Here is a 26,909-nt window from a genome sequence, read left to right as displayed (position 1 = left end):
GGTGTCCTTTCGCCGGATTCGCCGGATCAGCCGGTGCTCTTCCGCCGGATGCCCCGGGTCCCGGCCGCCTCCGCGACGGTTCGCCCGGGAGCCCGCAGGAACCGGCCGAGGAGCCTCTCCGGTATTTCTGTCGGCTGTCCATACCGTCGGACTGGACCGCGTATTGTTGCCTTCGCCACTGAAAAAAATATCGCTCGACAGGTTTGATCCACAGGTAAATCGGTTTACCCACAGGGTAATTGGCAAAGCTGTGGACAACTCATGTGTGACATCAGATCTTTTGATCAAAGTGCTCTGATTTCATGCTCCTTGGAGCGAGTGCGTCCAACGCGCGCGTCTGAAGCTCACGTTCGGTCGCGGCGGTGATGAACGCGATGGCGTTCTCCGGCCCAACCAGGTTCTGCACCGCATGGATCGTCTCCGCGGGCAGGCTGATCGGACGGGGCTCACGGCCGGTCGAAGGCGGGTCGTCCGTCGTGAGATGCCGCTGGAGACGGCGGGTGGCGAAAGTCCGCATGGCCCGGGTCAGTTCGGCGTCCACCGTCTGCTGTGTGAGCGGGCGGAGCCGCCGGACCATGTCCGCCGCCTCGGTCGCATCCTCCTCGGTCGGCGGCCGGTGCCCCGGATAGCGGGCGAAGACATGCTCGGTGGTGAACTCCAGGAAACGGGAGGCTATGTGCTCCATCTGCCCCCGAAGCTCCCGCAGATGCCCGGAGACCGCGCTCAGCGGCACCCCCGCCGCAGACAGCTCGGCCGCGACGGCGAGCTCTTGGGGGCTCGGCACGAGAAACTCGTCGTCCCGGCCCGGAACCGGCTCCAGCACCCCCAGCTCCAGGGCTTCCGCGACCGCCGCGTCATCCGGTCCGCCGCCGAATCTGGCGTTCAGCTCCGCGCGGGTGATCCGGTCGGCCTTCTCATCCGTCCACGGCTTCTGGACCTCGGCGACCAGTCCGAGCACTCCGCCGAGCCCCCGCCCGGTGTCCCACGCCTCCAGCAGATCCTTGATCGAGGCGAGGGTGTAGCCGCGATCGAGCAGATCGGCGATCTGGCGCAGCCGGGCGAGATGGGCCGGACCGTACACATTGGACCGTCCCCGCCGCTCCGGCTTCGGAAGCAGCCCGCGGTCCTGATACGCGCGGACCGTGCGGACCGTGGCCCCGCTGTGATGCGCCAGATCCTCGATCCGGTACTCGGCGACTGCGACTGACTGTTCGGACACGCCCACTCCCTCGATGACAGACCGTCTACGCCGGTGACGGGCCGTTCGAAGCACCGTCCTCGCGCGCCATGACGAAGTCGGTGATCCAGGCGGACACCTGGTCGGGCCGGGTGCGCGGCACCCAGTGCTTGGCGGGGAGGGTGCGCCGGAGCAGCTCAGGCGCCCACCGGTCCAGATCGTCGTAGAGCCGCTCGGAGAGGAACGCGTCACCGGTCGGGGTGATCAGCTGCACCGGCACATGGGCGTACGCGTCGGAGCGGGGGCGGCTCATCCGGGCGCGGACATTGTCGCGGTAGAGCCAGGCCCCGTGCGCCGCGTCGCTCGGCAGCGACGCGGTCGGATAGTCGCCCCTGGGGATGCCCTCCAGCCGCTCCAGCGTCTTCGGCCAGCGTCTGCCCAGCGGCCCCCGCCAGGCCAGCTCCGGCAGGGCCGGGGCGTGGAGCACCAGCACGTACCACGACTTAGCGCTCTGGCGCAGCAGTTGGGCCAGCCCGCGGGGCGTCGGCTTGCCCGCCCGCTCTCTGATCCAGTGCCCGAAGTGGTCCAGGGACGGCCCGGAGACGCTGGTGAAGGAGGCGATCCTGCCCTCGGTGCGCTTCACCGTGACGAACTCCCATGACTGGACCGAGCCCCAGTCATGGCCGACCAGGTGCACCGGCCGGTCCGGGCTCACCGCGTCCGCGACCGCCAGGAAGTCATCCGTCAGCTTCTCCAGTGTGAAGCCGCCGCGCAGCGGCTTCGGGGCAGTCGAGCGGCCATGGCCCCGGACGTCGTACAGCACCACATGGAAGCGGTCCGCCAGCCGGGCGGCCACCTCGGACCACATCTCTTTGCTGTCCGGATAGCCGTGGACGAGCACGACCGTGGGCAGTGAGTCATCGCCCAGCTCGGCGACGCACAGCTCGATTCCACCCGTACGGACCCAGCGCTCACGCGCGCCCTGCACACTCACGCTCTCTCCCGCCTACCCGAGACCGAACACCCCGGCCATAACGTGACATTGATGAATGTGACAATGCCCGACGGCTACGTCAAGGGCCCTGCGCCGCCCTGTGGAAAACTCGCCGGCAGGGCCGGGCAGGGCCAGGCCAGGCCGGCCCGGGACAGGTTCAGCCAGGTCCGCCCGAGCGACCACCCGCCCGCCCGAGCGACCACCGGCTACCCACCGGTTCCGTAACCGCTCTCTTTCGTATCCCCGCCTCAGGGTCGCGTACGTCTTGAGTCGGACACCGATCCAGCCGTCAGGGTTGACGCCCGTTGTGTCCTGCGCCACTACCGTCGAAGCGTGACTGTGATCGTGACCGAAAGCCTGAGCAAGCGGTTCCCCCGGGTGACCGCGCTTGACCGGCTCTCCTTGGACATCGGACCGGGCGTGACCGGTCTGGTGGGCGCCAACGGAGCCGGCAAGTCCACCTTGATCAAGATCCTGCTGGGTCTGTCCCCCGCCACGGAAGGCCGGGCCGCCGTGCTCGGCCTCGACGTCGCCACCAGCGGCAGCGCCATCCGCGAGCAGGTCGGCTATATGCCCGAGCACGACTGTCTGCCGCCCGACGTCTCGGCCACCGAGTTCGTCGTCCACATGGCGCGCATGTCCGGACTGCCGCCGACCGCCGCCCGTGAGCGCACCGCGGACACCCTGCGCCATGTCGGCCTCTACGAAGAGCGCTACCGCCCCATCGGCGGCTACTCGACCGGTATGAAGCAGCGGGTGAAGCTCGCCCAGGCCCTGGTCCACGACCCCGAACTGGTCCTCCTGGACGAGCCGACCAACGGCCTCGACCCGGTCGGCCGCGATGAGATGCTCGGTCTGATCCGCCGTATCCACACCGACTTCGGCATATCGGTCCTCGTCACCTCACACCTCCTCGGCGAACTCGAACGCACCTGTGACCATGTCGTCGTCATCGACGGCGGCTCCCTGCTGCGCTCCAGCTCCACCAGGGACTTCACCCAGGCCACCACCACCCTCGCGATCGAGGTCACCGACAGCGACGAGCACCCCGACGGCAGCGCCGCGCTCCACGAGAAGCTCACCGCGGCCAGAGTCGCCTTCCACGAAGGCGTCGAGGAGGGACTGCCCGGAGCGGGCCACGTCCTGCTCATCGAGGCCACCGGCGAGGAGACCTACGACCTGGTGCGCGACACCGTCGCCGGGCTCGGCCTCGGACTCGTACGCATGGAACAGCGCCGCCACCACATCGCCGAGGTCTTCCGCCCGGGCGCCGCGGCCCAGGGCGCGGAACAGCCGATGGAGGCGCAGAACCGATGAGTACGCAGACCCCCGGGGCAGCCCCCGAGACCACCCGTATCCACAACATCGGATACCGCGACTACGACGGTCGCCGTCTCGGCCGCGCCTATGTCCGCCGCTCCCTCTATGTGCAGTCGCTGCGCGGCGCCTACGGCCTCGGCCGTTCGGCGAAGTCCAAGGTGCTGCCGATGATCCTGCTCGGGCTCATGGTGCTGCCCGCGGTGATCGTCGTCGCGGTCGCCGTGGCCACCAAGGCGACCAAGCTGCCGCTCGAATACACCGCTTACGCGCTGATGCTCCAGCCGGTCATCGGGCTCTATCTGGCCTCCCAGGCCCCGCAGTCCGTCTCCCGCGACCTGCGCTTCAAGACGGTTCCGCTGTATTTCTCGCGGCCCCTGGAGCGCGTCGACTACGTCCTGGCCAAGTACGGCGCCATGGCGTCGGCGCTCCTCATCGTCACCGCCCTGCCGCTGGTGATCCTCTACGCCGGAGCGCTGCTCGCCGAGATGGACTTCGCCGACCAGACGGCCGGCGTCGCCCAGGCCCTGGTCTCCGTGGCGCTGATGTCCGTGCTCTTCGCCGGGATCGGCCTGGTCCTCGCCGCGCTCACCCCCCGCCGGGGATTCGGCGTCGCCGCCATCATCGGAACGCTCACCATCAGCTCGGTCGCGGTCACCATCGTCCAGGCCATCGCCTGGGAGACCGACTCGACCGATGTGATCAAGTGGTTCGGCCTGTTCTCGCCGAGCACCCTGATCGACGGCGTGCAGACCGCCTTCCTCGGAGCCACCTCCGGCTTCCCGGCCGAGGCGGGCCCCGACGCCGGTGTCGGAGTGCTCTATCTGCTGGTCGTCCTCGCGCTCATCGCCGGTTCGTACGGCATCCTGATGCGCCGCTACCGAAAGGCCGGGCTGTGACCGCCATCACCATCGACCACACCTCGCGCTGGTTCGGCAATGTCGTGGCCGTCAACGACGTCTCCATGACCATCGGCCCCGGCGTCACCGGACTGCTCGGCCCCAACGGCGCGGGCAAGTCCACCCTCATCAATATGATGGGCGGCTTCCTCGCCCCCTCGACGGGAACGGTCACCCTCGACGGACAGCCGATCTGGCGCAATGAGTCCGTCTACCGGCAGATCGGCGTCGTACCGGAGCGGGAGGCGATGTACGACTTCCTCACCGGCCGCGAATTCGTCCTCGCCAACGCCGAACTGCACGGCCTCGGCGCCAAGCAGGCACAGGCCGCGCTCGCCACCGTCGAGATGGAGTACGCACAGGACCGCAAGATCTCGACCTACAGCAAGGGCATGCGCCAGCGGGTGAAAATGGCCTCCGCGCTGGTCCACGACCCGTCCGTGCTGCTGCTCGACGAGCCCTTCAACGGCATGGACCCGCGTCAGCGGATGCAGCTGATGGATCTGCTGCGGCGTATGGGCGCCGCGGGCAGGACCGTGCTCTTCTCCTCGCACATCCTGGAGGAGGTCGAGCAGCTCGCCTCGCATATCGAGGTGATCGTCGCCGGTCGCCATGCCGCGTCCGGAGACTTCCGCAGGATCCGCAGGCTGATGACGGACCGCCCCCACCGTTATCTCGTGCGCTCCAGCGACGACCGCGCGCTCGCCGCCGCACTCATCGCCGACCCCTCCACGGCCGGTATCGAGGTGGACCTCGCCGAGGGCGCGCTCCGAATCCAGGCCGTCGACTTCGGCCGCTTCACCCAGCTGCTCCCCAAGGTCGCGCGGGAGCACTCCATCCGGCTGCTCACGGTCTCGCCCTCGGACGAGTCTCTTGAATCGGTCTTCTCGTACCTCGTAACGGCCTGAAAGGAGCTGTGACGTCATGTACAACCCCACAGTCGCCCGGCTCACCTACCGGGCCGTACTCGGCAGGCGCCGAGCAGCCATCCTCTTCATCCTCCCCGCGCTGCTGCTGGCCATCTCGGTGGCCGTCCGCAGTTTCAACGGCGTCGACGATCAGATCGCCGCCAATGTCCTCGGCGGCTTCGCCATCGCCGCGATGGTGCCGCTGATCGGCGTGATCGCGGGCACCGGATCGATCGCGCCCGAGATCGACGACGGCTCGATCGTCTATCTGCTCTCCAAGCCGGTGAAGCGGTCGTCCATCATCTTCACCAAGCTGATCGTCGCGATCGCCGTGACGATGGTCTTCTCGGCGGTACCGACGCTGATAGCGGGCTACATCCTCAACGGCAACGGCCAGCAGATCGCGATCGCCTACACCGTCGCCGCGCTCGTCGCGTCGATCGCCTACAGCGCGCTCTTCCTGCTGCTCGGCACCGTCAGCAGGAACGCGGTGGTCATAGGACTCATCTACGCCCTGGGCTGGGAGGCATTCTTCGGCACCCTGGTCCCGGGCGCGCGCACCCTGAGCGTGCAGCAGTGGGCGCTCGCGCTGGCGGAGGACATCGGCGGCGAGGGCCTGATCGGCTCGGACGTCGGCCTGCCCGTCGCCGTCGTGCTGCTCTCCGTCGTCACGGTCGCGGCGACCTGGTACGCGGGCCAGAAGCTGCGAGTGCTGAAGCTCGCGGGCGAGGAGTGAGACGAGCGAGCCTTCGCGCTGACGAGCGAGCCTTCGCGCTCATACGCCGGCCCCCGTCCCAGGCATACGGACGGGGGCCGGCGTGCGTACGGAGTGAAGGGGGCCGGGTGTCGGCGGACGCCCGGCGGGGCGTCGCCCAGCAGGGATAAATCGGTGGCGGCCGACCGCGCTTCCGGGCAGGGTGATAGCACCGTACGGACATCGGTTCGAACGGTGCCACCTACCGGGAGAGGAGCGCGACGATGACCGGATGTACGCATACGAGTCCGTCGGGCTCCCCACAGGGCAGCACCGGGCAGGACGCGGATTAGCCTTCTGAGGCTCCGCCAAGCCGCCCGTGAGCATGTTGCCCGGGGGCGGTCGCTTCGAGCGCGCGCAAGCGCGGACCGCCCCCTCCCGGAGGACCGGCCGAGCGGGAACAGCTGATCAGGGCCGGGTGATCAGGGCCGGATGATCAGGCCCATCGAGCCGGAGCGATCAGCCCGCAAGCAGGCTCTCCAGCGTCAGCGCGATGCCGTCGTCGTCGTTCGACGCAGTGATGTCCGTGGCCACCGCCTTCAGCTCGGTGTGCGCGTTGGCCATGGCGACACCGCGCACCGCCCAGCCGAACATCGGTATGTCGTTCGGCATATCGCCGAACGCGATGGTGTCGGCGGCGCGCGTGCCCAGCCTGCGGGCGGCCAGGGAGAGACCGGTGGCCTTGGTCAGTCCCAGCGGGATGATCTCCACGATCCCCGGGCCCGCCATGACCACATCCACCAGCCCGCCGACCGTCTTCCGCGCGATCTCCGTCAGGGTGTCGTCGTCGAGCGTGGGGTGCTGGATATAGACCTTGTTCAGCGGGACTTCCCACAGCTGCGCCGCATCCGTGAGCGGGATCATCGGCAGAGGGTTCTCATGGACCGAGAAACCGGAGCTCGCCAGGACCTCGCCGCTGAGCCCGTCGCGGCTCGCGGCCAGCTCCATCGGCCCGACCTCGGCCTCCAGCTTGGCCAGGGCCAGAGCCGCGAGCTGACGGTCCAGGGTGACCGAGGTCAGCATGCGGTGCTCGCCCGCATGGTAGAGCTGGGCTCCCTGACCACAGACCGCGAGACCGTCATAGCCGAGATCATCCAGTATGTACCGGGTCCAGGGCACGGACCGGCCGGTGACGACGAGATGCGCGGCGCCCGCCGCGGTGGCCGCGGCGAGCGCATCGCGGGTGCGCTGCGAGATGGTTCCGTCGCCTCGCAGCAGTGTGCCGTCGAGATCCGTGGCGATCAGCCGGTACGGAAAGGGCGCCGTGCTCACTTGGCGATCGGCTCCAGGATTTCCCGTCCTCCGAGGTACGGGCGGAGCACCGGCGGAACACGCACCGAGCCGTCGGCCAGCTGGTGGTTCTCCAGGAGCGCCACGATCGTGCGCGGCACGGCGCACAGGGTGCCGTTCAGCGTCGACAGCGGCTGCACCTTCTTGCCCTCGCGCATCCGGACCGACAGCCGGCGTGCCTGGAAGCTGTTGCAGTTCGACGCCGAGGTCAGCTCGCGGTACTTGCCCTGGGTCGGGATCCACGCCTCGCAGTCGTACTTGCGCGAGGCGGAGGCGCCGAGATCACCGGTGGCCACATCGATCACCTGGAAAGGCAGCTCCAGGCCGGTCAGCCACTGCTTCTCCCACTCCAGCAGGCGCTTGTGCTCGGCCTCCGCGTCCTCCGGAGCGACATACGAGAACATCTCGACCTTGTCGAACTGGTGCACACGGAAGATGCCGCGGGTGTCCTTGCCGTACGTCCCGGCCTCCCGGCGGTAGCACGGCGAGAAGCCCGCGTACCGCAGGGGCAGCTTGTCGGCCTCGATGATCTCGTCCATGTGGTACGCGGCGAGCGGGACCTCGGAGGTGCCGACCAGGTAGTAGTCGTCCTTCTCCAGGTGGTAGACGTTCTCCGCGGCCTGGCCGAGGAAGCCGGTGCCCTCCATGGCGCGCGGGCGCACCAGCGTCGGGGTGAGCATCGGGATGAAACCGGCCTCGGTGGCCTGCGCGATCGCCGCGTTGACGAGCGCGAGCTCCAGCAGCGCGCCGACACCGGTCAGATAGTAGAAACGCGAGCCCGACACCTTGGCGGCGCGCTCGACGTCGATGGCGCCCAGGCCCTCGCCCAGCTCCAGATGGTCCTTGGCCTCGAAGCCCTCGGCGGCGAAGTCGCGGACGGTGCCGTGCGTCTCCAGGACGACGAAGTCCTCCTCGCCGCCGACCGGGACGTCCTCATGGACGATGTTCCCGAGCTGGAGAAGGAGTCGGCGGGCCTCGTCCTCGGCCTCGTTCTGCGCGGCCTCGGCGGCCTTGACGCCGGTCTTCAGCTGCTCGGCCTTCGCCAGCAGCTCGGCGCGCTCCTCGGGGGTGGCCTTGGGGATGAGCTTGCCGAGCTGCTTCTGCTCGGAGCGCAGCTCGTCGAAGCGGAGGCCGGACGACCTGCGCAGCTCATCGGCGGAGAGCAGGGCGTCGACAAGCTCGACGTCCTCTCCACGGGCGCGCTGGGAGGCGCGGACACGGTCGGGGTCCTCACGGAGCAGGCGAAGGTCAATCACCCCACCAGGCTACCGGTGAGCGCTCCCCGACAGGCCACTTCCTATAACTTTGCGGGGTAATTTGCCCAAACTAGTGGCTTTTGCCGGATTAAGGAGAAGGGTTCCCTAATCTACCGGAGCATCGTCAAATAAGCGCGAAGACGTTCATCGGAAAGGAGCAAGGTGGAAGGCTTGAATTGACCCATGTCCCTTGTGGAGCGGGGTACTTGGGTCTGTCTTGTCCACAGGGGTCGGGAGATCGGGAAAGTTATCCACAGGCTGTGTGAAAAGGTTGTGGATCGTTGAAGCGATCATTCTTGCGCCGGAGTGCGAGTGGAGGGCGTAGGGGGAGATTCCCCTAGCAAATCGTTTCAATGTGGGCATTTAGGTGGAAAGTGAACCCCTTGGAGGGGTGGCCGGTGAAGTGAAGGCGGTACGGAGGCGGCCTGGGCCGGTCTGGGCCGGCTGCGAGCTCAGGGGCGGGTCGAGGGTGAATCCGAGCCGGGTGGGCGGATTCATCGACGAGACGGTGCGGAGTTGTCGACTTATCCCCAGGTCGAGTCTGGGCTTGTGGATAACCCTGTGGGTATCGACAATCGGCAGGTAGTACAGATTCAGTCAGGTCGGCCAGGCGATCAGGCGGCCAGTCGGTCAGGCGCCACAGGGGTCCCGGACCCAGAGGCCCCCGAGCCAGAGGCCCCAGGCCCAGAGACCCCTAGAGCCCCTAGAACCCCCGGAGCCCCAGAGGCCCCGGAGGCTCAGGCCCGCCCGTCCTGGCAGCGCGTCAGCCAGTCCGACGCCTCGGTGAACTCCCTGTCCGACGTTCCCGGACGCGGCCCGGGCACATCCTCCACCGCCACCCCCGCCCTGGGGTACGAGCCGAGGAACCGCACCTTCGGGCAGATCCGCTTCAGCCCCATGAGCGCCTCGCCGACCCTCCGCTCGGAGATATGCCCCTCGGCGTCCACGGCGAAGCAGTAGTTCCCGATGCCCGCGCCCGTGGGCCGCGACTGGATCAGCATCAGGTTGACCCCGCGTACGGCGAACTCCTGAAGCAGCTCCAGCAGCGCGCCCGGACGGTCGTCGCCCAGCCAGATGACCACCGAGGTCCGGTCGGCGCCGGTCGGCGCGGCCGGTCTGGCGGGGCGGCCCACCAGGACGAAGCGGGTCTCCGCGTTCTCCGCGTCGTGGATGTCGGTCACCAGCGGTTCGAGCCCGTAGGTCGACGCCGCGAACTCACCCGCGAAGGCCGCGTCGTACTTCCCCTCCTGGACCAGCCGCGCGCCGTCGGCGTTCGACGCGGCCGACTCCCACAGGGCGTCCGGCAGATTCGCCCGCAGCCACTTGCGCACCTGGGGCTGAGCGACCGGATGCCCGGTCACCGTCTTCACATCGGACAGCTTGGTGCCCGGCCGCGCCAGCAGGGCGAACGCGATCGGCAGCAGCACCTCGCGGTAGATCATCAGCGGACTGCCCGCCGCCAGCTCGTCGAGGGTCGCGGTGACACCGCCCTCGACGGAGTTCTCGATCGGCACCAGGGCGGCGGCGGCGTCCCCATTGCGTACGGCATCGAGCGCGGCGGGCACGGACACCATCGGGACGAGCTCCCGGGTGGCGGCTTCCGGGAGGGTGCGGAGGGCGGCCTCGGTGAAGGTGCCCTCGGGGCCCAGATACGTGTAGCGCATGGCTGACATGCGGTCACCCTAATGGGCCCGAGGTGGGTTCCGAGCCCTGTTGCGAGCGAATTGTCCGACATGTGGGCAGCTGCTGCTGCCGCCGCCCGCCTGCCGGACGGCCTCAGGACTCCAGCAGCCGCTGGCCCACGTACTCGCCCTCGCGCGCCCCGCCCGGCACCGCGAAGAGCCCGCTCGTCTCATGCCGTACGAACGGCGACAGCGCGTCCCCCCGGTCGAGCTTCCGCTGCACCGGCACGAAGCCGCGCAGCGGATCCGCCTGCCAGCAGATGAAGAGCAGCCCCGCGTCCGGCGTGCCGTCCGCGCCGATTCCGTCGTGATAGGAGAACGGCCGCCGCAGCATCGCCGCCCCGCCGCTCTGCTCCGGCGCGGAGATCCGGGCATGGGCATTGGCCGGAATGACCGGTTTGCCGTCCGCGCCCAGCTCGTCGAGCGCCAGTGCGGTCGTCTCCGTACCCCCGGTGAGCGGCGTGCCGTCCGCTTTGCGCCGCCCGATGATCTGCTCCTGCTTGGTGAGGGAGAGGGCCTCCCAGTCGTCGAGCAGCATCCGGATGCGGCGTACGACGGCGTACGAGCCGCCCGCCAGCCATGCGGGCTCGCCGCCGGACGGCACGAAGATCCGCTGGGCGAAGTCGGGGTCGGACGGCCGGGGATTGTTGGTCCCGTCGACCTGGCCCATCAGATTGCGGGTGGTCATCGGCCGCGCGGTGGCCCCGGGCGAACGGTTGAACCCGTTCATCTGCCAGCGCACCCCGGCCGTGTTCCCTGCCGCCCGCTGGATCGCGCGCAGCGCGTGAAAGGCGACCAGGCCGTCATCGGCGCCGATCTGCACCCACAGATCGCCGTTCGACCGTCTGGCGTCGAGCTGGTCGGCGGAGAACGCGGGCAGCGGGTCGAGCCCGGCCGGCCGCCGTGCCGCGAGGCCCGTACGGCTGAAGAAGGTACGGCCGAACCCGAAGGTCAGCGTCAGCGAGGAGGGTCCCGCGTCCAGGGCCACACCGGTGTCGTCCCCCTCGGCCGGACGGCCCGCCATCAGCCGTGCCGCCAGCGCCGACCAGCGGCGCATCAGCGCGGCGGCCTCCTTGCGGCCCGCGCCCGGGGCCAGGTCGAAGGCGATCAGATGACCCTTGGAGTGCATCGGGGTGGTGATGCCGGCCTGGTGCTCGCCGTGGAAGGCGACGGTGCCGGAGCCGACGGCGGACAGCGGGTCCGGGGCGTCGCCGGCCGCGGCGGCATGCGCCGCGGCCCCGCCCGCGGCCCCCAACGCCAGCCCGCCCGCACCCGCCGCGCCGACGGTGGTGAGCAGCCGCCGCCGGGAGACGCCGTCCAGGGCGGCCCTGGGCTCAGCAGAGCCTTCTGGATCCACGGATTCCGCCGGGGTCCGGGACTCGGCCGGGGTCCGGGACCCGGTCGAGGTACGGGATTCCAGCGGGGTGCGGGGTTTGAGGGGTTTCACGGGCTCAGCCGATCTTCACGGTCTTGTCGATGGTCGTCTGGTCGATGTCGGAGGTCCGTACGGTCACCTGGACCTGCCAGTCGCCGGGCATCGGAATCTGTACGGAGCCCGCGCTCCAGTGTCCCGCCGCGAGCCGGGAGGGGGTGACGGGGAGCGGGCCGATCTTCTTGGCCTGGAGGGTGAACGACACCTTCAGCTCGGGCACGTCCAGGGGCTTGCCGCCGGGGCCGTCGATCCAGAGGTGCAGCTCATTGCCGCCGGGACGGGCCGGGTCGAGGGTGAGCCGTACGGTGCCCCGGCCGTTCGGGCCGCCGGTGTCGAAGGGCAGCTTCACCTCGGTCGGGCCCTGGGGCGCCGCCGGGGCGGCCCCCGAGACGCCGCCTGTGTTCGCCTTGGCCGCCTCCTCCTGCGTACGGCCGGGTTCGGTGGTCGTCAGCACGGTGGTCACGGCGAGCACGACCACGGCGACGCCCGCCTCGGCCAGTACGGAACGGCGGAGTCCGGATCGTCCGGGGTCCGCGTCCCGCTCCTTCTTGCGGCGGGCGGTGTCGAGAGCGGTTCGCTGACGGGCGAGCTGAGCGGCTCGTTCCGGTTCCATCTCGCCGACGGCGTCGTCATGCGTCTCATCGGTGCTGTCGGTGCTGTCGGTGCTGTCCGTGCCGTTCACGGCGTCTGTGCCGTCCGTGGCGTCTGTGTCATCCGTGGCGTCCGATGTCTGCCCCAGCCGCGCGGTCCACGCCCGGGAGAACCAGGCGAGGCCGACCATCAGCACCACCAGCCCCACCTTGACCAGCAGCCACTTCCCGTACTCGCTGCCGGTCAGCGCCGACCAGGAGCCGATCTGCCGCCAGGACTGGTAGATCCCGGTCGCCACCACGACGACGACGCTGATGAACGCGGTCCGGGAGAACCGCCGTACGGCGTCCGCCTCGATCGACGGCACCCGGTGGAGCGCGGTCAGCAGCGCCGTGAGACCGCCGAGCCAGCAGGCCACGGCCAGCAGATGGAGCACATCGACGGGCATCGCGATGCCCGTCTGGATGCCCGTCGAGGCATGCTCGGAGAGCGCCCAGGTGGCGGCGATCCCGGTCGCGACCACGGAGCCGCCGACGGCCAGCCCGAAGGTGAGGTCCTTCTCCCGGGCGCGGTCCCCGGCACCGTCGCCGTCAGCGCCGACAGCGCTGTCGTCTGTGCGCTCGCGACGCGCGTACGAGCTGAAGAGCACCGAGATGAACAGCGCTGCCGCGCCGAGCAGCAGCAGTCGGGAGACCAGCGCCGCGCCGGTCTTGGTCTCCAGGACCTCCGGCAGCCCGGCGAGGGTGAAGACGTCCGCGAGTCTGCCGGACCCGGTGTACGGGGCACGCAGCAGCAGCATCGCGAGAGTGGAGGCCGTGAGGGTCACCCACCCCAGCGCCACGAGCCGCTGTAGCGGCCGGACCCCCGCCCCCCGCCGCCAGCACAGCAGGATGAAGGCGGTGGCCCCGGTCAGCACGGTGAAACCGGCGTACGCCAGATAGCGGGCTATCCCGTAGAGCGTGCCCACGGCCCCGCCGCCCGTCTGCCCCCCTGCCTGGGCGACCTCGGTCTCGGACGGAGCGCCGACGGAGAAGGTGAACGCGCCGGAGATGGGGTGGCTGTCGGCCGAGACCGCCTGCCACGCCACGGTGTAGGTGCCATCGGGCAGATCGGGCCGCAGATCGACGCCGTAGCCGACCGTGCCGCCCTGGGAGAGATCGCGGACGGTGGACTTGTCCACGCGTTCGCCGCTCGGGTCCAGGACCCGGATCGAGTCCTTCCCCATGGCGATCTGTTCGGAGAAGGTGAGCGTCACCTCCGTGGGGGCGGTGGCGACCACCGCCCCGTCCTTCGGATCGCTCCCGGTCAGGGCGGCATGGGCCGCCGCGGGTCCGGCCGACGCGAGCAGGGCGCCGAGCGCCGTGCCGATCAGCACGGCCGCGGCGAGCAGCGCTCGCAGCAGGGGCAGGGCCCGTGGCGCGGTGCTCGCGAACCGGACCGGGAGCGGGTCGAGGCGCGGGGCGGTGGCTGTCATGGTGTGGTCAGTCCCCTCGGTACTCAGTGCTTCTTCGGGTTGTACGTCGGTTCCTTGACCGCGAGCTCAACCGCGATCGGGTCCGATTTCTCGAAGTGCAGCCGCACCGAGACGTGTCCGCCCGGCTTCGGCCGCTGCTTGAGCTCCATGAACATGACGTGGCTGCCACCCCGTTCGAGAGCGAGTTCGCCCCCGGCGGGGATGTCGAACGCCGCCACCTTCCGCATCTTCTGGTTCTTCGACTCGTGGATCGTCACATCGTCGGAGAGCGCGCTGGTGACGGAGGTGAGCTTGTCGGCTTCGCCGCCGTCGTTCCGTACGGTGAGGAATCCGGCGGCCATGTCGCCGACGGGTTCCGGCATGAAGGCGCCGTCGACCTTGAGTTCCGGCTTTCCGCGGCTGCTCTCGGAGGAGCAGCCCGTCAGTATCAGTCCCGTGCTCAGCACTACGGCACTGATGCCGGCCAGAGCCTTGAGTCCGCTCCTGCTCGCGCCCTTGCTCTCGTCCCCGGCCCGGCTCTTCCGGCTCCCGCTCACGGATTCTCTCCGCGCACCAGCTCCGGGAGGTCCTCGGCGAATTGATCAGCCGTGGTGCTCTCGCCGTAGAGCACATAGCCGCTGTCCGTCTTCGGAGAGAAGGCGATCACCTGTGCGCCGTGCATCGAGACGACCGTGCCGTCCTTCTCCTTCTTCGCCGGATCGATGCCGATCCCCATCTGAAGGGCCCCCGCCTGGATGGTCGCGAAGTCGCCGCTGAGCCCGATGAAGGACGCGTCGCCGGCGCTGGGCAGCCACTCGCCCAGCACCTCGGGGGTGTCCCGCTCCGGGTCGGTGGTGATGAAGACGACCTGGAGCTTCTCCTGGTCGGCCTTGGGAAGGGTCTTCTCGGCGATGGCGATATTGCTCATCGTCAGCGGGCAGACATCGGGGCACTTGGTGTAGCCGTAGAAGATCAACGTCGGCTTGCCCTTGGTCTGCTCCCGCAGGTCGAACTTCTTGCCCTTGGTGTCCGTGAGCACCAGGTCCGGCTTGGTGTACGGCCGGTCCAGCACGGTGCCGGGCTTGACGTCCTCCGGAGCCGAGATCTCGGCCACGGGTTCCTTCCCGGAATCATCGCCGCCGGTGGAGCAGGCGGACAGGGTGAGGGCGGCGGCTGCGACGAGCGCGGTCGCGAGCGCGGTCTTCTTACGCATGGAGAGGCATCCCAGAGTCTGTACGGGAGAGGGGGTACGGGAGATGGGGTACGGGAGTTACGGAGATACGAGGACGGAGCCTCAGGAGGCGCGGCGACGGCCGGCCAGCACACCGAAGGCGACGCCGACGGCGCCCACCAGGATGCCGACGACCGCGAGCACGCGGGCGGTGGAGTCGGAGTCATCGGCGGACGCGCTCTTCCCGGCGTGCCCGCCGTGCTCGCCGGCCTCCTCCTCGCCCTTGGCGTCGGAGTCGTCATCGGCACCGGCCGCCGAACCGTGATGGTCCCCGGTCGCGGGCGACAGCTCCAGGACGGGCGCGGGCGACTCGGGCTCGGCGGCGCCCTCCTCCGGCGCCTCGATCCAGCGTACGACCTCCTTGTCGTCGTACGTCTGGAGCGCCTTGAAGACCAGCTGATCGGCCTTCTCGGGCAGCTGCCCCAGCGAGACCGGGAACTGCTGGAACTGCCCCGGCCCGATCTTGGAGCCGTCCGCCGTCCAGGTGACTTTGGAGACCGCCTCGGTGATCTGCTTGCCGTGCATGTCCCGCGGCTTGTCCAGCTTGGTCTTGGTGACCGAGATCTTCCAGCCGGGCACGGGCTGCGGCAGCACGGACGCCAGCGGGCGCTCGGTGGGCATGTTGATCTCCAGCTTCACGGTCGCGGCGTCGTCGCGCTCATTGGGGACCTTGAAGTTGACCGTGGCGTAACCGCCCTGGGCGGCCTCGCCCTGCGGCTGGACGCTGACATGCGCGGCGGCGGGTCCGGCGAGCAGCAGCACGGCGGAGGCCGCGGTCGCCGTCGCGACGGCGACGCGGAAGGAGGTGCGTGAGAAGACGGGAGAAAGACCGGTGGCGCGGTGGGCGCGGATGACGCTCATGACGAAGACACTCCACGGGTGAGGAGAGACAGGGGGGATATGCCAGGCGCACAGAGATGCGCCGGCACCACGGCCCCATGCATGCCGAGCGGGCCGTGTCAGGCTGCGAGTACGAGTCGTGTGAGGACGGGTCGCGCGGGCGGGCCGCGCCGGATCACCGTGTGCTGGAGAGCGTCGCCCGCACCCGGCGGTTCGGGTTCGTCGGCGGCACGCCGAGCGCCCGCCGAGGAGCCCGGGGCCTGGGCCGGGTCGGCGCCCAGCGCCCGTACGAGAACGAGCGCGGCGCGGAGGGAGCGGAGCAGCGCGGCTCCGGCGGCCTCGTGCGCGGAGCGGGCGTACAGCCGGATCAGCCGGGCCAGCGCCAGATCCCCATGGCGCAGCAGCCAGCCGGTCGCGAGCGCGGCCAGCAGATGACCCAGCAGCATGGGGAGGGAGGGCAGCAGTTCGGGCTGTGGCACCGGGGGGTGGGGTCCGTGCGGCGGCGGTGTCAGTCCGGCCGTGGTGATGACGCGGTGCGCGTCGCCCGGGGTGAGGTCGGCGGCGCCCGCGCCGCAGACCAGATTCGCGGCCATCCGGATCAGCGCGTCGTCGGCGGCGGGCGGGAGGCGCAGCTGATGCTGCTGGCCCAGGCCGAACAGGGTGTGCAGAGCGAGCTGCCCGGCGCCCAGGGCCACGGTGACCGAGGGCAGTGAGCGCGCCCGGCCGGTGAAGGGGAGTACGAGCGCGAAGACCCCGATGAAGCCGGCCGCCAGGGTCCACCAGGGGACGGTCTCGCAGGCGGCCAGCGCGTGTCCCGTCGCGGACAGCGCGACGCAGGCCGCGGTGAACACCGCGGCCCTCAGCAGCCGTGTACCGACTCCCGTGCGCGTACCGCCGGGCGGGCCCGGTGGAGACGGCGGAGAGGGCGGCGAGGACGGGGACGACATGGCCCGGTCATCATCCCACTGCGCCCCCGGCTTCCCTACGGCAGGTCCGGTAGGTCCTCTCTGTCCGTCTCTCCGGCCGGCCCGGTCAAGATCCCTGTCCTGCTGGGTCCAGATCCCCGTTCGCCCGGTCCAGGCAGCCTCGCCGAAGGGCCCGGGCGCGGCTCCGGTCCGGGGCGCCCGGGCGGTCCCGCCTGCGCCGATGGCGGAGCACACCGCGGCCGGCCCGGGTGCGTACGGTACGGCCACACCACCATCCCGGCCATGCGCGTCGGCCGAATGAGCGCAATCACACCGGCACCGTGCTTACGGGTGGCCTCCAGGGGCAATACGTATCGGTATGTCGAGCCGCAGCCAGGAGGCTGGAGCATGAGCATCTGGTGGTCTCTCCACTTGCGGCGCGAGGCTGCGAGCGTCCCGCTCGCGCGGCGCCTGCTGCTCGGCACGATGGAGACGGCGGGAGTCGACCCCGAAATCTCGTTCGATCTCTCGGTCGCACTCAGCGAGGCATGCGCGAACGCCGTGGAGCACGGCGGCGGCCAGAGCCCGGGCGAGGCATCGGGGGCGTACCGGGTCACCGCGTATATGGACGGCGAGAAGTGCCGTATCGAAGTGGCCGACTCCGGGCCCGGGTTTCCCGCCCGGCACGGTGGCCGCGCCCACGCCAGAGCGCAGTTCCCGACGCTGGCCGAGAGCGGGCGCGGGCTCTGTCTGATCGAGCAGCTCGCGGATCATGTCCACTTTGGGAACCGGCCGGGTCGTGGCGCGGTGATCAGCTTCGACAAGGTCCTCAAGTTCCGGGAAGACGCGCTGCTCAAGGTGTCGTAGCCCGAGCCCCGAGCCCCGAGCCCCGAGCCCCGAGCCCCGAGCCCCGAGCCCCGAGCCCTGATCCCTGGGGATGTCCCTTCGGGGGCAGCACTCAGGGGCCGGACCGGTGCGGTCCGACCCCTGAGGCCGTGGCATGCGTGGACCGGATGGTCAGCCCTTGAGCGAGGCCATCCAGGTCTCGACCTCGTCGGCCTGCCGCGGCAGGCTCGCCGACAGATTCCGGTTGCCGTCCTCGGTGACGAGGATGTCGTCCTCGATCCGTACGCCGATACCGCGGTACTCCACCGGCACGGTCAGATCGTCGGCCTGGAAGTAGAGCCCGGGCTCCACCGTCAGACACATCCCCGGCTCCAGGGTGCCGTCGACATATGCCTCGACCCGCGCGGCGGCGCAGTCGTGGACGTCCATGCCGAGCATGTGGCCGGTGCCGTGAAGGGTCCAGCGGCGCTGAAGCCCCAGCTCGATGACGCGCTCCACCGGTCCTTCGAGCAGACCCCACTCGACGAGCCGCTCGGCGAGCACCTGCTGGGAGGCGTCGTGGAAGTCGCGGAACTTCCCGCCCGGCTTCACCGCGGCGATACCCGCCTCCTGGGCGTCGTAGACCGCGTCGTAGATCTTGCGCTGGATCTCGGTGTACCGGCCGCTGATCGGCAGGGTGCGGGTGACGTCGGCGGTGTAGAGAGAGGTGGTCTCCACACCGGCGTCCAGCAGCAGCAGATCGCCGGAGCGGACCGGACCGTCGTTGCGCACCCAGTGCAGGGTGGTGGCGTGCGGACCGGCGGCGCAGATCGAGCCGTAGCCGACGTCGTTGCCCTCGACGCGGGCGCGCAGGAAGAACGTTCCCTCGATATAGCGCTCGCTGGTGGCCTCCGCCTTGTCCAGCACCCGGACGACGTCCTCGAAGCCGCGGGCGGTGGAGTCGCAGGCCTTCTGGAGCTCGCCGATCTCGAACGCGTCCTTCACGGCGCGCGCCTCGGAGAGGTAGACGCGCAGTTCCTCGTCGCGCTCGGCGGTGACCTTGTCGGCCAGCGCGGCCTCGATGCCGGCGTCGTGCCCGCGTACGGCGCGGACCGGGCCCGCCGCCTCGCGCAGCGAGTCGGCCAGTTCGCGGACGTCCTTGGCGGGGATGCCCAGCAGTTGCTCGGCCTCCGTCAGGGAGTGGCGGCGGCCCACCCAGAGCTCGCCCTGGCCGGACAGCCAGAATTCGCCGTTCTCGCGGTTGGAGCGCGGGAGGAGATAGACGGTGGCGCGGTGGCCGGCCGCGGTGGGTTCGAGGACCAGCACACCGTCCTCGGTCTGGTCGCCGGTGAGGTAGGCGTACTCCGTGGAGGCACGGAAGGAGTACTCCGTGTCATTGGAGCGGGTCTTCAGATTGCCTGCGGGGATCACCAGCCGCTCGCCGGGGAAGCGGGCGGAGAGCGCGGCGCGGCGGTCGGCGGTGTGCCCGGCCTGCGCTATGGGCTGGAGATCGTGGAGCTCGGTGTCCGCCCAGCCGCCCGCCATGTTCTCGGCGAGCTCGTCGGACACGCTCGGGTACAGCGTGTTCTTGCGCTGCTTGATCTGCGGCTCTTCTTCTTCCGGGGTACTCGGGGTGAGCTCCTCGGCCACGTCTGCCTCCTCGATACGACACTGGACCGGTCTCCATCGTATGTGTGACGTGAATACAGCCTCGCGAGATGTGAGAAGGGAGACATAACGGACGGGGGTGATCTTCCGGTCCGGACCGGAAACCGGGAGGTCAACGCTGTACGGACGCGGCCGGCCGGGACGTATGGACGACGGGGGCCGGGAGGGACGGGGGCTGACCGGACGGGGTGCGGGGGCGGAGACCGGCCATCCAGGGGCCGGGAGGGGCAGGGAAACGGAGGGCGCGGGGAGGGGCAGGGAAACGGAGGGCGCGGGACCGCTCAGTCGAAGCGGGCGGCCAGCAGCACGATGTCCTCGTCGTCAGCTCCTTTGAGCCCACCCACGTCTCCGCTCGGGCCTCCGCTCGGGCCTCGGCTCGCCGCACCGCCCGCGCCTCTGTCCGCGCCCGCGCCTCTGTCCGCGCCGAGCATCGCGTTCAGCACATGGTCGGCCACCGCCCCCGGATCCTCGCGGATCGCTCTCGGCACACCCGCGGCGGCCGTGTGCAGCCGGGCGAAGGCCCGGTCCATCGGCTCTCCGGTACGCCGCAGCAGTCCATCCGTATAGAGCAGCACCGTTTCTCCGGGCTCGGGGGAGAGCTCGACGCTCGGGGCCTCCCAGCAGGCCAGCATCCCCAGGGGCGCCGACAGGGAGGTCTCGACGTACTCGGTGCGCCGCTCGCCGATCACCAGCGGCGGGGTGTGCCCGGCCCCGGCGAGCACGACCTTCCTCGCCGCGGGCTCGGCGTAGGCGAAGAGCGCGGTGGCGGTACGGGCCGGTTCGGTCAGCCGCAGCAGCAGTTCGAGATCGGAGAGGACGGCGACGGGATCCTCGCCCTCCATCACGGCGTACGCCCGCAGGGAGGCCCGCAGCCTGCCCATCGCGGCCAGCGCGCTCGGCCCCGAGCCGCTGACCGAGCCCACGGCGAGCCCGAGCGCGCCTTCCGGAAGGGGCAGCGCGTCGTACCAGTCGCCGCCGCCGCGCGGCCCGGTGCGGTGCCGGGCGGCGAGCCGGACCCCCGGCACCCGGGGCAGCCTGCTGGGCAGCAGCTCCTCGGCGACGGCCGCCATGGTCTCGCGGGCGTGCTCCAGCTCCAGCAGCCGGGCCAGATGCTCGGCGGCGTACCGCGCGTAGAGGCCGACCAGCCGGCGCCGGCGCTCCCCGGGGGCGGTGGGCTCGTCATACATCCATACGGCCGCGCCCAGGGTGCCGGCCGCCGCGGAGGCGAGCGGCTGGGTGTAACTGGCGGTGTAGCCGAGACGGAGGGCGACCTCGCGGTGACGGGGGTCGAGCGAGGGATCGCCGAGGAGATCGGGGTGGGCGACGGCCTCGGGCAGAACGGCCGGTTCCGGTGCGTACGACGGCGGGGGCGCCGATGCCGGCGGAAGCGGGGTCACCGGCGCTTGGGCCGTCGAGAGGGGAGGCGGCGGTGAGGTCTGGGCCGTCGAGAGCGGAGGCGGCACCGGGGCCGGCGGCTGCTCATGGCTCTCCAGAACCCGGCCGTAGGCGGTCACGGAACGGGGAATCGTCTCGATATAACCCAGTTCGGCATGGCTGAACCCGAGCCCTCGGGTGAGGGCGGACCCCCGGTCCGGGCCGAAGCGGTCGGGCCTCATGGGGGCCGCGTCCGGCGGCGGTTCGAGGACGACCATCCCGCGCCGGGCTCCGACCAGGGCCGCGCCCGCGTCCAGCAGTTCATGGAGGGCGGCATTCAGCGAATCGGTTCCGGCCAGCCGCTCGGTCAGCTCATGGAGGGTGGTCAGATCGGAGACCCAGCCCGCCAGCCGGTCCTGGATCACGGCTCCCGGCGGCACTCCCGCAGGGATTCCGGCCGGACCGCCCGGGGCGGCCGAGACGGAGAGAAGATCAGGAATGGCGGCGGCAGTGTGCGCGGGGTGAGGAACTGGCGGATTGATTCCAGCCACTTTCGGCAGATGAGGGGTACTCATCTCAGGCGGCTTCCGGGATGGTGCGTATCGCTCAATAGCATCGCAAACCCCCATGTCATTCATGTCATTCTGCGCGGCTACCCATGGATCCACATCTACACGCAGAAGGAAGGGGATGTCCAGCATTGCACCAGTGGGATTGATGGTGTCTGTGAGACCTTGAACCAACCTTGGGGCAATCGTAAACTTGGCTGGAAAATGCACCTAGCAGAGGCCAATTGCGATCGACTGAGGGCGTTCGGCAGTAGATCCCTCGGTGGATCTCCGGGGCACGGTCCCCGGAGCGGCCTCCGCGGAAAGCGTCATACCAAACGTGTTGGGTACGTAAACAGTGGTGGCCAGGGGCAATTGGGATCACCCTGGAACCTGGCGATCGGCTCAGGCGTCCTCATAGCCGTAAGCCGCGCCAGAACTCCACGGCCGATCCCCGCAAGGGCGGATCCCCGCACCAGTGGGGCACCCCCGGAAGCAGTGGGCGCGGACAGCAGAGCGCCAGTGTGTGTCATCGCAGAGAGCGCGTTGATAGGGAGCACAGCCCACAGGCCGGCCCTCGGCGGTGATCCTGCCGCAGGCGAAGCGGGGCCGTTCATGCCACTGGCAAAGGGGCGGTTACACGCCGATCGGTATGTACTCGTACACCTGGTACGCATTGAGTACGCACAGCGAAAAGCGGCACGCATGGTGTGATGTGGACCTCGGCGTTCAACGGAAAGGAACGAGCGCACATGCGCGAGATCCTCGGAAGGCGACGCAGGCTCCGGTTTCGGCGCAAGAGGAGGCCTGCACAGCCCGCACAGCTGGAAGCGGCACTCATCTGTGCCGCCGAGTGGCACTGGCCCGTACTTCCCGGCGCAGGACTGAGAGCGGCAGGCGGTCGCAGTGACCGCGGGCGGGATTGCGCCTGCCCCGATCCCGAGTGCGTGGTACCCGGCGCGCACCCCTTCGATCCCGGAGTCCTCGCGGCGTCCACCGACGAGCGCATGGTGCGCTGGTGGTGGGCCAACCGGCCCACGGCTCCGGTGATTCTGGCGACCGGGGGGAGCGCGCCGTGCGCGGTGAGCCTCCCGGCGATGGCCGGGGCCCGGGCGCTGGTGGCGCTGGACCGGCTGGAGCTACGGCTGGGGCCTGTGGTCGCGACCCCCACCCGGTGGTCGCTGCTGGTCGCCCCGTACAGCCTCGAACAGCTCGGTGAGCTGCTCTTCGCCCAGGACTGCGTGCCGAGTTCGCTGCGCTTCCACGGCGAGGGCGGATATCTGGCGCTGCCTCCGTCGGAGACGGGGAGCGGGCAGATCCGCTGGGAGCGGGCGCCGCTGCCGGGGGCCGGCGCCCCCTGGCTGCCACGGGTGGAGGCGGTGGTGGAAGCACTGGTGGAGGCGAGCGTCAACGCGCCGGACGGCGGTAGCAGACTCGCTTACTGAGCCACGGCACAGCTGCATGGCGCGACGGCGGATGCGGTGGGCCCAGGGGTGCGCGTCGGGCGGCGGCGCACCGTCCGGCCTCCGGCTGACCGGCTTGTCGCTCGTACGGTGAACGCCCCGGACGGCGGACCGGTTCCTCTCGGGGCCGGGTCCACCGGCCGGGGCGTCGGCGTTCCGGGCCGGGGGAGGCCGAGTCGCTGGGGTTGGTGGGGCCAGTGAGGCCAGCGGGGTGGCCTGAGGCCGGCTGGGTTCGCCTGGGGCCCGCCGGGTTCGTACGGGAAATTCGACAGAGGGTCAAGAGCGCCAGAGAAGGCCGAAACTCACCGTGTTCACCTCGGTTCGCTGCGTACGGATCCGGACGCGCCGCTTTCGCCGGTGCGGCTGTCGGGGGCCGCGGCTGCCGGGACCGCGCCGTCTCCCGCTGCATGGCCGCTCCGGTGCGGCGACTTCGATCCGCCCGGGTGGCGGGCCGGGAGACCGGGTCTCGCCGACCGGAAAACCGCACCTCACAGGCCGTGCGACCGCACCTCAGCGGCCGTGCGACCGCACCTCACCGGCTGGGAAGCGGTGTCCGCAGGGCGAAGGGCCGGAAGGCACCCCTGTGACCGGGGCGGGGGAACGCGGCGGCTGCGGAATTGAGTTCGGTACCGACGCCGATGCGGACCTCGATACGGACCCCGATGGATGCAAAGGTCGCATGTACAGATCAACTTTGTCATTGAGGCAGGTGGTGAGCCTGGTGCTCATGAGGCTGCGCAGCCGCATTCCAAGGGTCATCCATCTGGCATGACCATGGAGACATTGGGCGGTTGTGGAGTTCCTGGCTGCGGTGGATTCGGCCCGCCTGGCCGAGGATCCCCTGCTCCGAGGCTCCGGGGGCAACTTCCTTGCCTCTCAGGCACGTTGACTGCCTGTCAGCGGAGCGACTCGTTCCGTTCACCTTTTCGGGAAATGGAGACGCCCGGCCGCTGGCGACGGGGGATGCACCAGCGACCGGGCTTCTAGAACGGTAACAAGAGATCGGCGGTTCGCAAATTCGATCTCGGGTATTCGGACAGGGATTCAGCTGTCCTTAGTGCGAGTTGTGACTGGAGTCACGTGGCTTTTCTTCTGCCGTGGCCGGAAGCCCGGCCACGGGCCCAGGGGTCAGCTCAGGGTGACCTGACGGTTGGTGAGGCCGCCCCGTGCACGGCGCTCATCGGCGGTAAGCGGAACGTCCGAAGCGAGAGCTTCCGCCAGTCGCCCGGCGAACTCGGCGGCGGGCTTCTCGCACTCCTCGGCGCTCATCGCGCTCGGCAGGTCCCAGACCGGGACCATCAGTCCGTGCGCGCGGAACGAGCCGACGAGCCGGGTCCCCTCGCCCAGTGAGGTGGCGCCGGCGACATGCAGCCGGGCGAGCGCGTCCAGCAGTTTCTCCTCGGAGTGGGGCATGACCCAGCGCAGGTGGTTCTTCTCCGGGGTCTCGCACCAGTACGCGGCGTCGACGCCCGCGAGCTTCACCGTGGGGATCGCGGCGGAGTTCGCACGCTCCAGGGACGCGGCCACCTCGGGGGTGGAGCCCTCCGTGGACTCGGGGATCCAGAACTCGAAACCGGAATGGACTTCCGGCTCGAACGAGGCGTCCGGGTCGAGAAGGTCCTGAAGCCGCTGCCCCTCGCTCGATACGCGCTCCGCGGCAACCGGATTGCCCGGTTCCGTCGTCAGCGCGCGGCTGAGGGTGTCGGCCAGGTCGCGGCTGAGGTCGCCGGAGGACGTGTCGTTCTGGAGACCGAGGAGTACGGAGCCGTCGTCGCGGCGGAGCGCGGGCCAGGCCATCGGCAGCACGGTCGCGAGGGTCACGGACGGCACCCCGTCGGGCAGTCCGCCCTTGAGCGTGAGCTTCACGGTGGCCGCGGGCACCAGTTCGCGCAGGGCGACCCAGTCGCACTCGCCGGGCAGCCCCTCGAACGGGCGCTGGACCAGCTCGGTCACGGCGTGCGCGGCGGCCCGGCCGTGACAGGCCTTGTAACGGCGGCCCGATCCACAGGGACAGGGCTCACGGGCGCCGACCACGGGTACGGGCTCCTGGGCGCCGCTGACCCGATTCCTGGGCTGAGGCTTGGATGCCTTGGTCTGGGGGCGCTTCTTGGCCATGGTGACGCTTCTCCCGAGTGCGGCGGTGCTGCTGGCCGACTACGGCATGCGAAGCGCTGAGCTGCGCATCCCGTGTGCGGCGATGCTGTGTCCGGACGCGAGCCTAGCCGTCCGGCGAGCTCCCGGCGCCATGGGTGCCCGGCACTGCGGGCGCCGTGTTCACTTCGAGCGCCTCCGGCGTGCCGGCGGCCGGCCTTCGACACCTCGGCGGTCAGTGGCCGACGTATCGGCGGTTCGCGGCGGACGCGCTGGTCGCCGTCGGCCGACGTATCGGTGGATCATCGGGCGGCGCCCTGGTCGTCATCGGCCGACACACCAGTCGCCGGCCGGCGGCCGACTCCCACGTGGTCGTCGGCCGACGCCCAGACAGTCCGCGGCCAGCGTTTCGGCCGCTCACCCGAGCTCGTCGTAGGTCTCCGCGAAGTCGAATCCGGGGTGAGTTCCGGGGGGAGTTCCAGGAGGGGTCCCAGTAGGGGTTCCGGGGTGAGTCCCGGGCGGAGTGACGCGCGTAGCGAAACTGCCGTGAAGATGCCCCGCGTTCACCACGGCCCATACGGTGACCTCGCCCGCGCCGTCCCGGACACCCCACTCATGGGCGAGCGCGGTGATGATGCTGAGCCCGCGACCGCCCCGGGCGGTCACCGAGGGAGTGGCCGGAACGGGTCTGGTCGGACCCCCGCCGTCCGTCACCTCGACGGTCAGCTCGCCTGCCTTGTCGACGCGCCACGCCGCGCGTACGTCGCCTTCTCCCACCTCCGTATGCCCCAGCGGCCTGCCGTGCCGGTAGGCATTGCTGAGAAGTTCGGAAAGAATCAGAACTGCGTCGTCGACCACCGATTCCGGGATCCCGCTGCGGCACAACTCAGCGCGCATCCGGTGTCTCGCCTTCCCCACGCCCGCAGGACCATGCGGTACGGCCATGCTCGACGACGTGGGCACTTCCTGTGCCACCACCAACGCCACCCCCGAGACCTCCTTTGTCCCACGCCACGGTGTGAATGCCCCAATGGACTGGACCGGAAACCGTTCGAGGCCGGAGCTGTGACGCACGGCCGACAGCCGCGCACGGGCCAAACGCGCCGGTGCACTTCAATGTCATGGGTGGGGCGGGTGCTTCTGGGGTTTACCCCCGGCCGAGCTGGGAGAGCACCTGCCGGGGCCGGTTGGTGATGATCGCCTCCACCCCGAGCCGGGCGCAGAGTTCCACATCCTCCGGCTCGTTGACCGTCCACACATGGACCTGGTGTCCGGCCTGGTGCAGCCGGGCGATGTAGCCGGGGTGGTTGCGGACGATACGGATGCCCGGACCGGCGATCCGCGCGCCGGCGGGCAGCCGTCCATCACGCGTCCGGGGGGTCACGAACTGCATCAGATAGACGGTGGGGACGGTCGGGGCGGCCGCCGCGATCCGGTGCAGCGAGCGGGCGGAGAAGCTCATGACGCGTACGGAGGACTCGGCGGCCGTCGCGGGTGCGGCGAGCCCGAAGCGGCCGAGGAGCCGGAGCAGCCGCTCTTCGACCTGACCGGCCCACCGGGTGGGGTGCTTGGTCTCGATGGCCAGCTCGATACGGCGCCCGGAGTCGGCGACGAGTTCGAGGAGCCGCTCCAGGGTCAGTACGGAGGTGAGGGACGGATCACCCCAGTCGGGGCTCTCGGCGGAGTCCTCGCGGCCCTTCCAGGTGCCGAAGTCGAGCGCGGCGAGATCCGCGAGCTCCAGGGCGGAGACGGCGCCGCGGCCGTTGGAGGTGCGGTTGACCCGGCGGTCGTGCACACAGACGAGGTGACCGTCGGCGGTGAGGCGTACATCGCATTCGAGGGCGTCCGCGCCGTCTTCGATCGCCTTCATATACGCGGCGAGCGTGTGCTCGGGGGCGTCCTCGGACGCTCCGCGGTGGGCGACGACCTGGATGTGGTGCTGCCGTGCTTGGGTCACCGCGTCATGGTGCCACCGAGCGGGGAGGGCGTGCGCGGGGACGGGGGCGACCGGCTGGTCGGGAACTCCGGGGAGTGACGGTGCGGGGGCTGATTCGGCACTCTGGGTGTCCGTCCGTTTTGTCGGAAGTAAATGATTGCCGGATTACCCACAGGTCCTGCTTACAGTGGCCTGACGAGCCGTGGGAAATGCTGACTGCGGTACCGAGCGGACATCTGCCGGAGAAAGAACGATGTGGAACCTGAGGAGAGAGC

General features: G+C 70.1%; 21 protein-coding genes and 1 pseudogene. 6 read left to right on the top strand and 16 right to left on the bottom strand.

The genetic code is table 11. The annotated features are described in order from the left end of the window. Positions 1–271: 271 nt before the first annotated feature. Positions 272–1,219 carry a MerR family transcriptional regulator gene (locus FF041_RS03275; protein ID WP_323391088.1) on the bottom strand — a complete coding sequence of 316 codons (948 nt, stop codon included), beginning with the start codon at positions 1,217–1,219 and terminating at the stop codon, positions 272–274. A 46-nt stretch (positions 1,220–1,265) separates the two neighbouring features. Then, positions 1,266–2,171: pseudogene (locus FF041_RS03270) on the bottom strand (alpha/beta fold hydrolase); the annotation flags it as partial. Positions 2,172–2,510: 339 nt separating this feature from the next. On the opposite strand from FF041_RS03270, the gene FF041_RS03265 reads away from it, so the two are divergent. From FF041_RS03265 to FF041_RS03250, 4 genes are read left to right on the top strand one after another with little or no spacing between them, the layout of a single operon-like run. Beyond that, complete coding sequence (locus tag FF041_RS03265) at positions 2,511–3,488, top strand: ABC transporter ATP-binding protein (RefSeq protein WP_323391129.1); 978 nt, start codon at positions 2,511–2,513, stop codon at positions 3,486–3,488. Beyond that, positions 3,485–4,387 (top strand): ABC transporter permease, encoded by a 903-nt coding sequence (locus tag FF041_RS03260; protein ID WP_153485240.1) that lies wholly within the window; start codon positions 3,485–3,487, stop codon positions 4,385–4,387. Before FF041_RS03265 ends, FF041_RS03260 begins: the two co-directional genes overlap by 4 nt. Then, positions 4,384–5,295, top strand: coding sequence for an ABC transporter ATP-binding protein (locus tag FF041_RS03255; RefSeq protein ID WP_323391086.1), 912 nt, complete (start codon positions 4,384–4,386; stop codon positions 5,293–5,295). The genes FF041_RS03260 and FF041_RS03255 overlap by 4 nt, the downstream gene beginning before the upstream one ends. Positions 5,296–5,311: 16 nt before the next feature. After that, a complete protein-coding gene (locus FF041_RS03250; protein ID WP_153520943.1) occupies positions 5,312–6,031 on the top strand; it encodes an ABC transporter permease in 720 nt (239 codons plus the stop codon). Positions 6,032–6,508: 477 nt separating this feature from the next. On the opposite strand, the gene FF041_RS03245 is transcribed toward FF041_RS03250, so the two are convergent. The 9 genes from FF041_RS03245 to FF041_RS03205 all read right to left on the bottom strand — a co-directional run bounded on the left by FF041_RS03245 (position 6,509) and on the right by FF041_RS03205 (position 16,771). Then, a complete protein-coding gene (locus FF041_RS03245; RefSeq protein ID WP_323372028.1) occupies positions 6,509–7,321 on the bottom strand; it encodes an HAD family hydrolase in 813 nt (270 codons plus the stop codon). Then, positions 7,318–8,595, bottom strand: coding sequence for a serine--tRNA ligase (gene serS, locus FF041_RS03240; RefSeq protein WP_323372030.1), 1,278 nt, complete (start codon positions 8,593–8,595; stop codon positions 7,318–7,320). The genes FF041_RS03245 and serS overlap by 4 nt, the downstream gene beginning before the upstream one ends. 737 nt (positions 8,596–9,332) lie before the next feature. Further along, positions 9,333–10,268: a prephenate dehydratase gene (pheA, locus tag FF041_RS03235; RefSeq protein ID WP_153520942.1), complete on the bottom strand. Its 936-nt coding sequence runs from the start codon at positions 10,266–10,268 to the stop codon at positions 9,333–9,335. A gap of 103 nt (positions 10,269–10,371) precedes the next feature. Continuing rightward, on the bottom strand, positions 10,372–11,634 hold the full coding sequence (gene efeB / locus FF041_RS03230) for an iron uptake transporter deferrochelatase/peroxidase subunit (RefSeq protein WP_323391084.1): 1,263 nt from the start codon (positions 11,632–11,634) through the stop codon (positions 10,372–10,374). 94 nt (positions 11,635–11,728) lie between these two features. Beyond that, entirely contained in the window at positions 11,729–13,774 is a 2,046-nt protein-coding gene (locus FF041_RS03225) for a copper resistance protein CopC (protein ID WP_153520941.1), read from the bottom strand. 23 nt (positions 13,775–13,797) lie between these two features. Beyond that, the gene (locus FF041_RS03220) at positions 13,798–14,220 is read right to left on the bottom strand and encodes a copper chaperone PCu(A)C (protein ID WP_407698103.1); all 423 of its coding nucleotides are present in this window, start codon (positions 14,218–14,220) and stop codon (positions 13,798–13,800) included. 86 nt (positions 14,221–14,306) lie between these two features. Continuing rightward, positions 14,307–14,966, bottom strand: a complete 660-nt coding sequence (locus FF041_RS03215) for an SCO family protein (RefSeq protein WP_153485244.1) — start codon at positions 14,964–14,966, stop codon at positions 14,307–14,309. A gap of 81 nt (positions 14,967–15,047) precedes the next feature. Next, a complete protein-coding gene (locus FF041_RS03210) occupies positions 15,048–15,845 on the bottom strand; it encodes a YcnI family copper-binding membrane protein (RefSeq protein WP_153520940.1) in 798 nt (265 codons plus the stop codon). A 98-nt stretch (positions 15,846–15,943) separates the two neighbouring features. Beyond that, on the bottom strand, positions 15,944–16,771 hold the full coding sequence (locus tag FF041_RS03205; RefSeq protein WP_228388008.1) for a hypothetical protein: 828 nt from the start codon (positions 16,769–16,771) through the stop codon (positions 15,944–15,946). A gap of 366 nt (positions 16,772–17,137) precedes the next feature. Between FF041_RS03205 and FF041_RS03200 the strand changes: the two genes are divergently transcribed. Next, positions 17,138–17,596 (top strand): ATP-binding protein, encoded by a 459-nt coding sequence (locus FF041_RS03200; RefSeq protein WP_153485247.1) that lies wholly within the window; start codon positions 17,138–17,140, stop codon positions 17,594–17,596. 150 nt (positions 17,597–17,746) lie between these two features. Here FF041_RS03200 and FF041_RS03195 read toward each other — a convergent pair whose 3' ends face one another. After that, positions 17,747–19,204, bottom strand: a complete 1,458-nt coding sequence (locus FF041_RS03195; protein WP_323372033.1) for an aminopeptidase P family protein — start codon at positions 19,202–19,204, stop codon at positions 17,747–17,749. 299 nt (positions 19,205–19,503) lie between these two features. Next, complete coding sequence (locus FF041_RS03190; RefSeq protein ID WP_153520939.1) at positions 19,504–21,297, bottom strand: PP2C family protein-serine/threonine phosphatase; 1,794 nt, start codon at positions 21,295–21,297, stop codon at positions 19,504–19,506. Between the two features lie 599 nt (positions 21,298–21,896). Between FF041_RS03190 and FF041_RS03185 the strand changes: the two genes are divergently transcribed. Next, the gene (locus FF041_RS03185; protein WP_153520938.1) at positions 21,897–22,589 is read left to right on the top strand and encodes a bifunctional DNA primase/polymerase; all 693 of its coding nucleotides are present in this window, start codon (positions 21,897–21,899) and stop codon (positions 22,587–22,589) included. A 1,146-nt stretch (positions 22,590–23,735) separates the two neighbouring features. On the opposite strand, the gene FF041_RS03180 is transcribed toward FF041_RS03185, so the two are convergent. The 3 genes from FF041_RS03180 to FF041_RS03170 form a co-directional block, all read right to left on the bottom strand. Next, complete coding sequence (locus tag FF041_RS03180) at positions 23,736–24,722, bottom strand: DUF5926 family protein (RefSeq protein WP_153485249.1); 987 nt, start codon at positions 24,720–24,722, stop codon at positions 23,736–23,738. A 393-nt stretch (positions 24,723–25,115) separates the two neighbouring features. Continuing rightward, positions 25,116–25,772, bottom strand: a complete 657-nt coding sequence (locus tag FF041_RS03175) for an ATP-binding protein (RefSeq protein WP_323391081.1) — start codon at positions 25,770–25,772, stop codon at positions 25,116–25,118. 73 nt (positions 25,773–25,845) lie between these two features. Continuing rightward, positions 25,846–26,655: a glycerophosphodiester phosphodiesterase family protein gene (locus FF041_RS03170; RefSeq protein WP_323391079.1), complete on the bottom strand. Its 810-nt coding sequence runs from the start codon at positions 26,653–26,655 to the stop codon at positions 25,846–25,848. Positions 26,656–26,909: the final 254 nt, after the last annotated feature.

Origin of the sequence: Streptomyces jumonjinensis, assembly GCF_009600885.1 — a bacterium.
GTDB lineage: Bacteria > Actinomycetota > Actinomycetes > Streptomycetales > Streptomycetaceae > Streptomyces > Streptomyces jumonjinensis.
This window is presented reverse-complemented; position numbering and strand designations above follow the sequence as displayed.

Excerpts from the sequence above, each read along its gene's own strand:
- FF041_RS03205 (WP_228388008.1), bottom strand. The coding sequence starts at position 16,771 with ATGTCGTCCCCGTCCTCGCCGCCCTCTCCGCCGTCTCCACCGGGCCCG.
- FF041_RS03180 (WP_153485249.1), bottom strand. The coding sequence starts at position 24,722 with ATGGCCAAGAAGCGCCCCCAGACCAAGGCATCCAAGCCTCAGCCCAGG.
- FF041_RS03185 (WP_153520938.1), top strand. The coding sequence starts at position 21,897 with ATGCGCGAGATCCTCGGAAGGCGACGCAGGCTCCGGTTTCGGCGCAAG.
- FF041_RS03215 (WP_153485244.1), bottom strand. The coding sequence starts at position 14,966 with ATGCGTAAGAAGACCGCGCTCGCGACCGCGCTCGTCGCAGCCGCCGCC.
- FF041_RS03210 (WP_153520940.1), bottom strand. The coding sequence starts at position 15,845 with ATGAGCGTCATCCGCGCCCACCGCGCCACCGGTCTTTCTCCCGTCTTC.
- FF041_RS03190 (WP_153520939.1), bottom strand. The coding sequence starts at position 21,297 with ATGCTGGACATCCCCTTCCTTCTGCGTGTAGATGTGGATCCATGGGTA.
- pheA (WP_153520942.1), bottom strand. The coding sequence starts at position 10,268 with ATGTCAGCCATGCGCTACACGTATCTGGGCCCCGAGGGCACCTTCACC.
- FF041_RS03225 (WP_153520941.1), bottom strand. The coding sequence starts at position 13,774 with ATGACAGCCACCGCCCCGCGCCTCGACCCGCTCCCGGTCCGGTTCGCG.
- FF041_RS03250 (WP_153520943.1), top strand. The coding sequence starts at position 5,312 with ATGTACAACCCCACAGTCGCCCGGCTCACCTACCGGGCCGTACTCGGC.
- FF041_RS03200 (WP_153485247.1), top strand. The coding sequence starts at position 17,138 with ATGAGCATCTGGTGGTCTCTCCACTTGCGGCGCGAGGCTGCGAGCGTC.
- FF041_RS03260 (WP_153485240.1), top strand. The coding sequence starts at position 3,485 with ATGAGTACGCAGACCCCCGGGGCAGCCCCCGAGACCACCCGTATCCAC.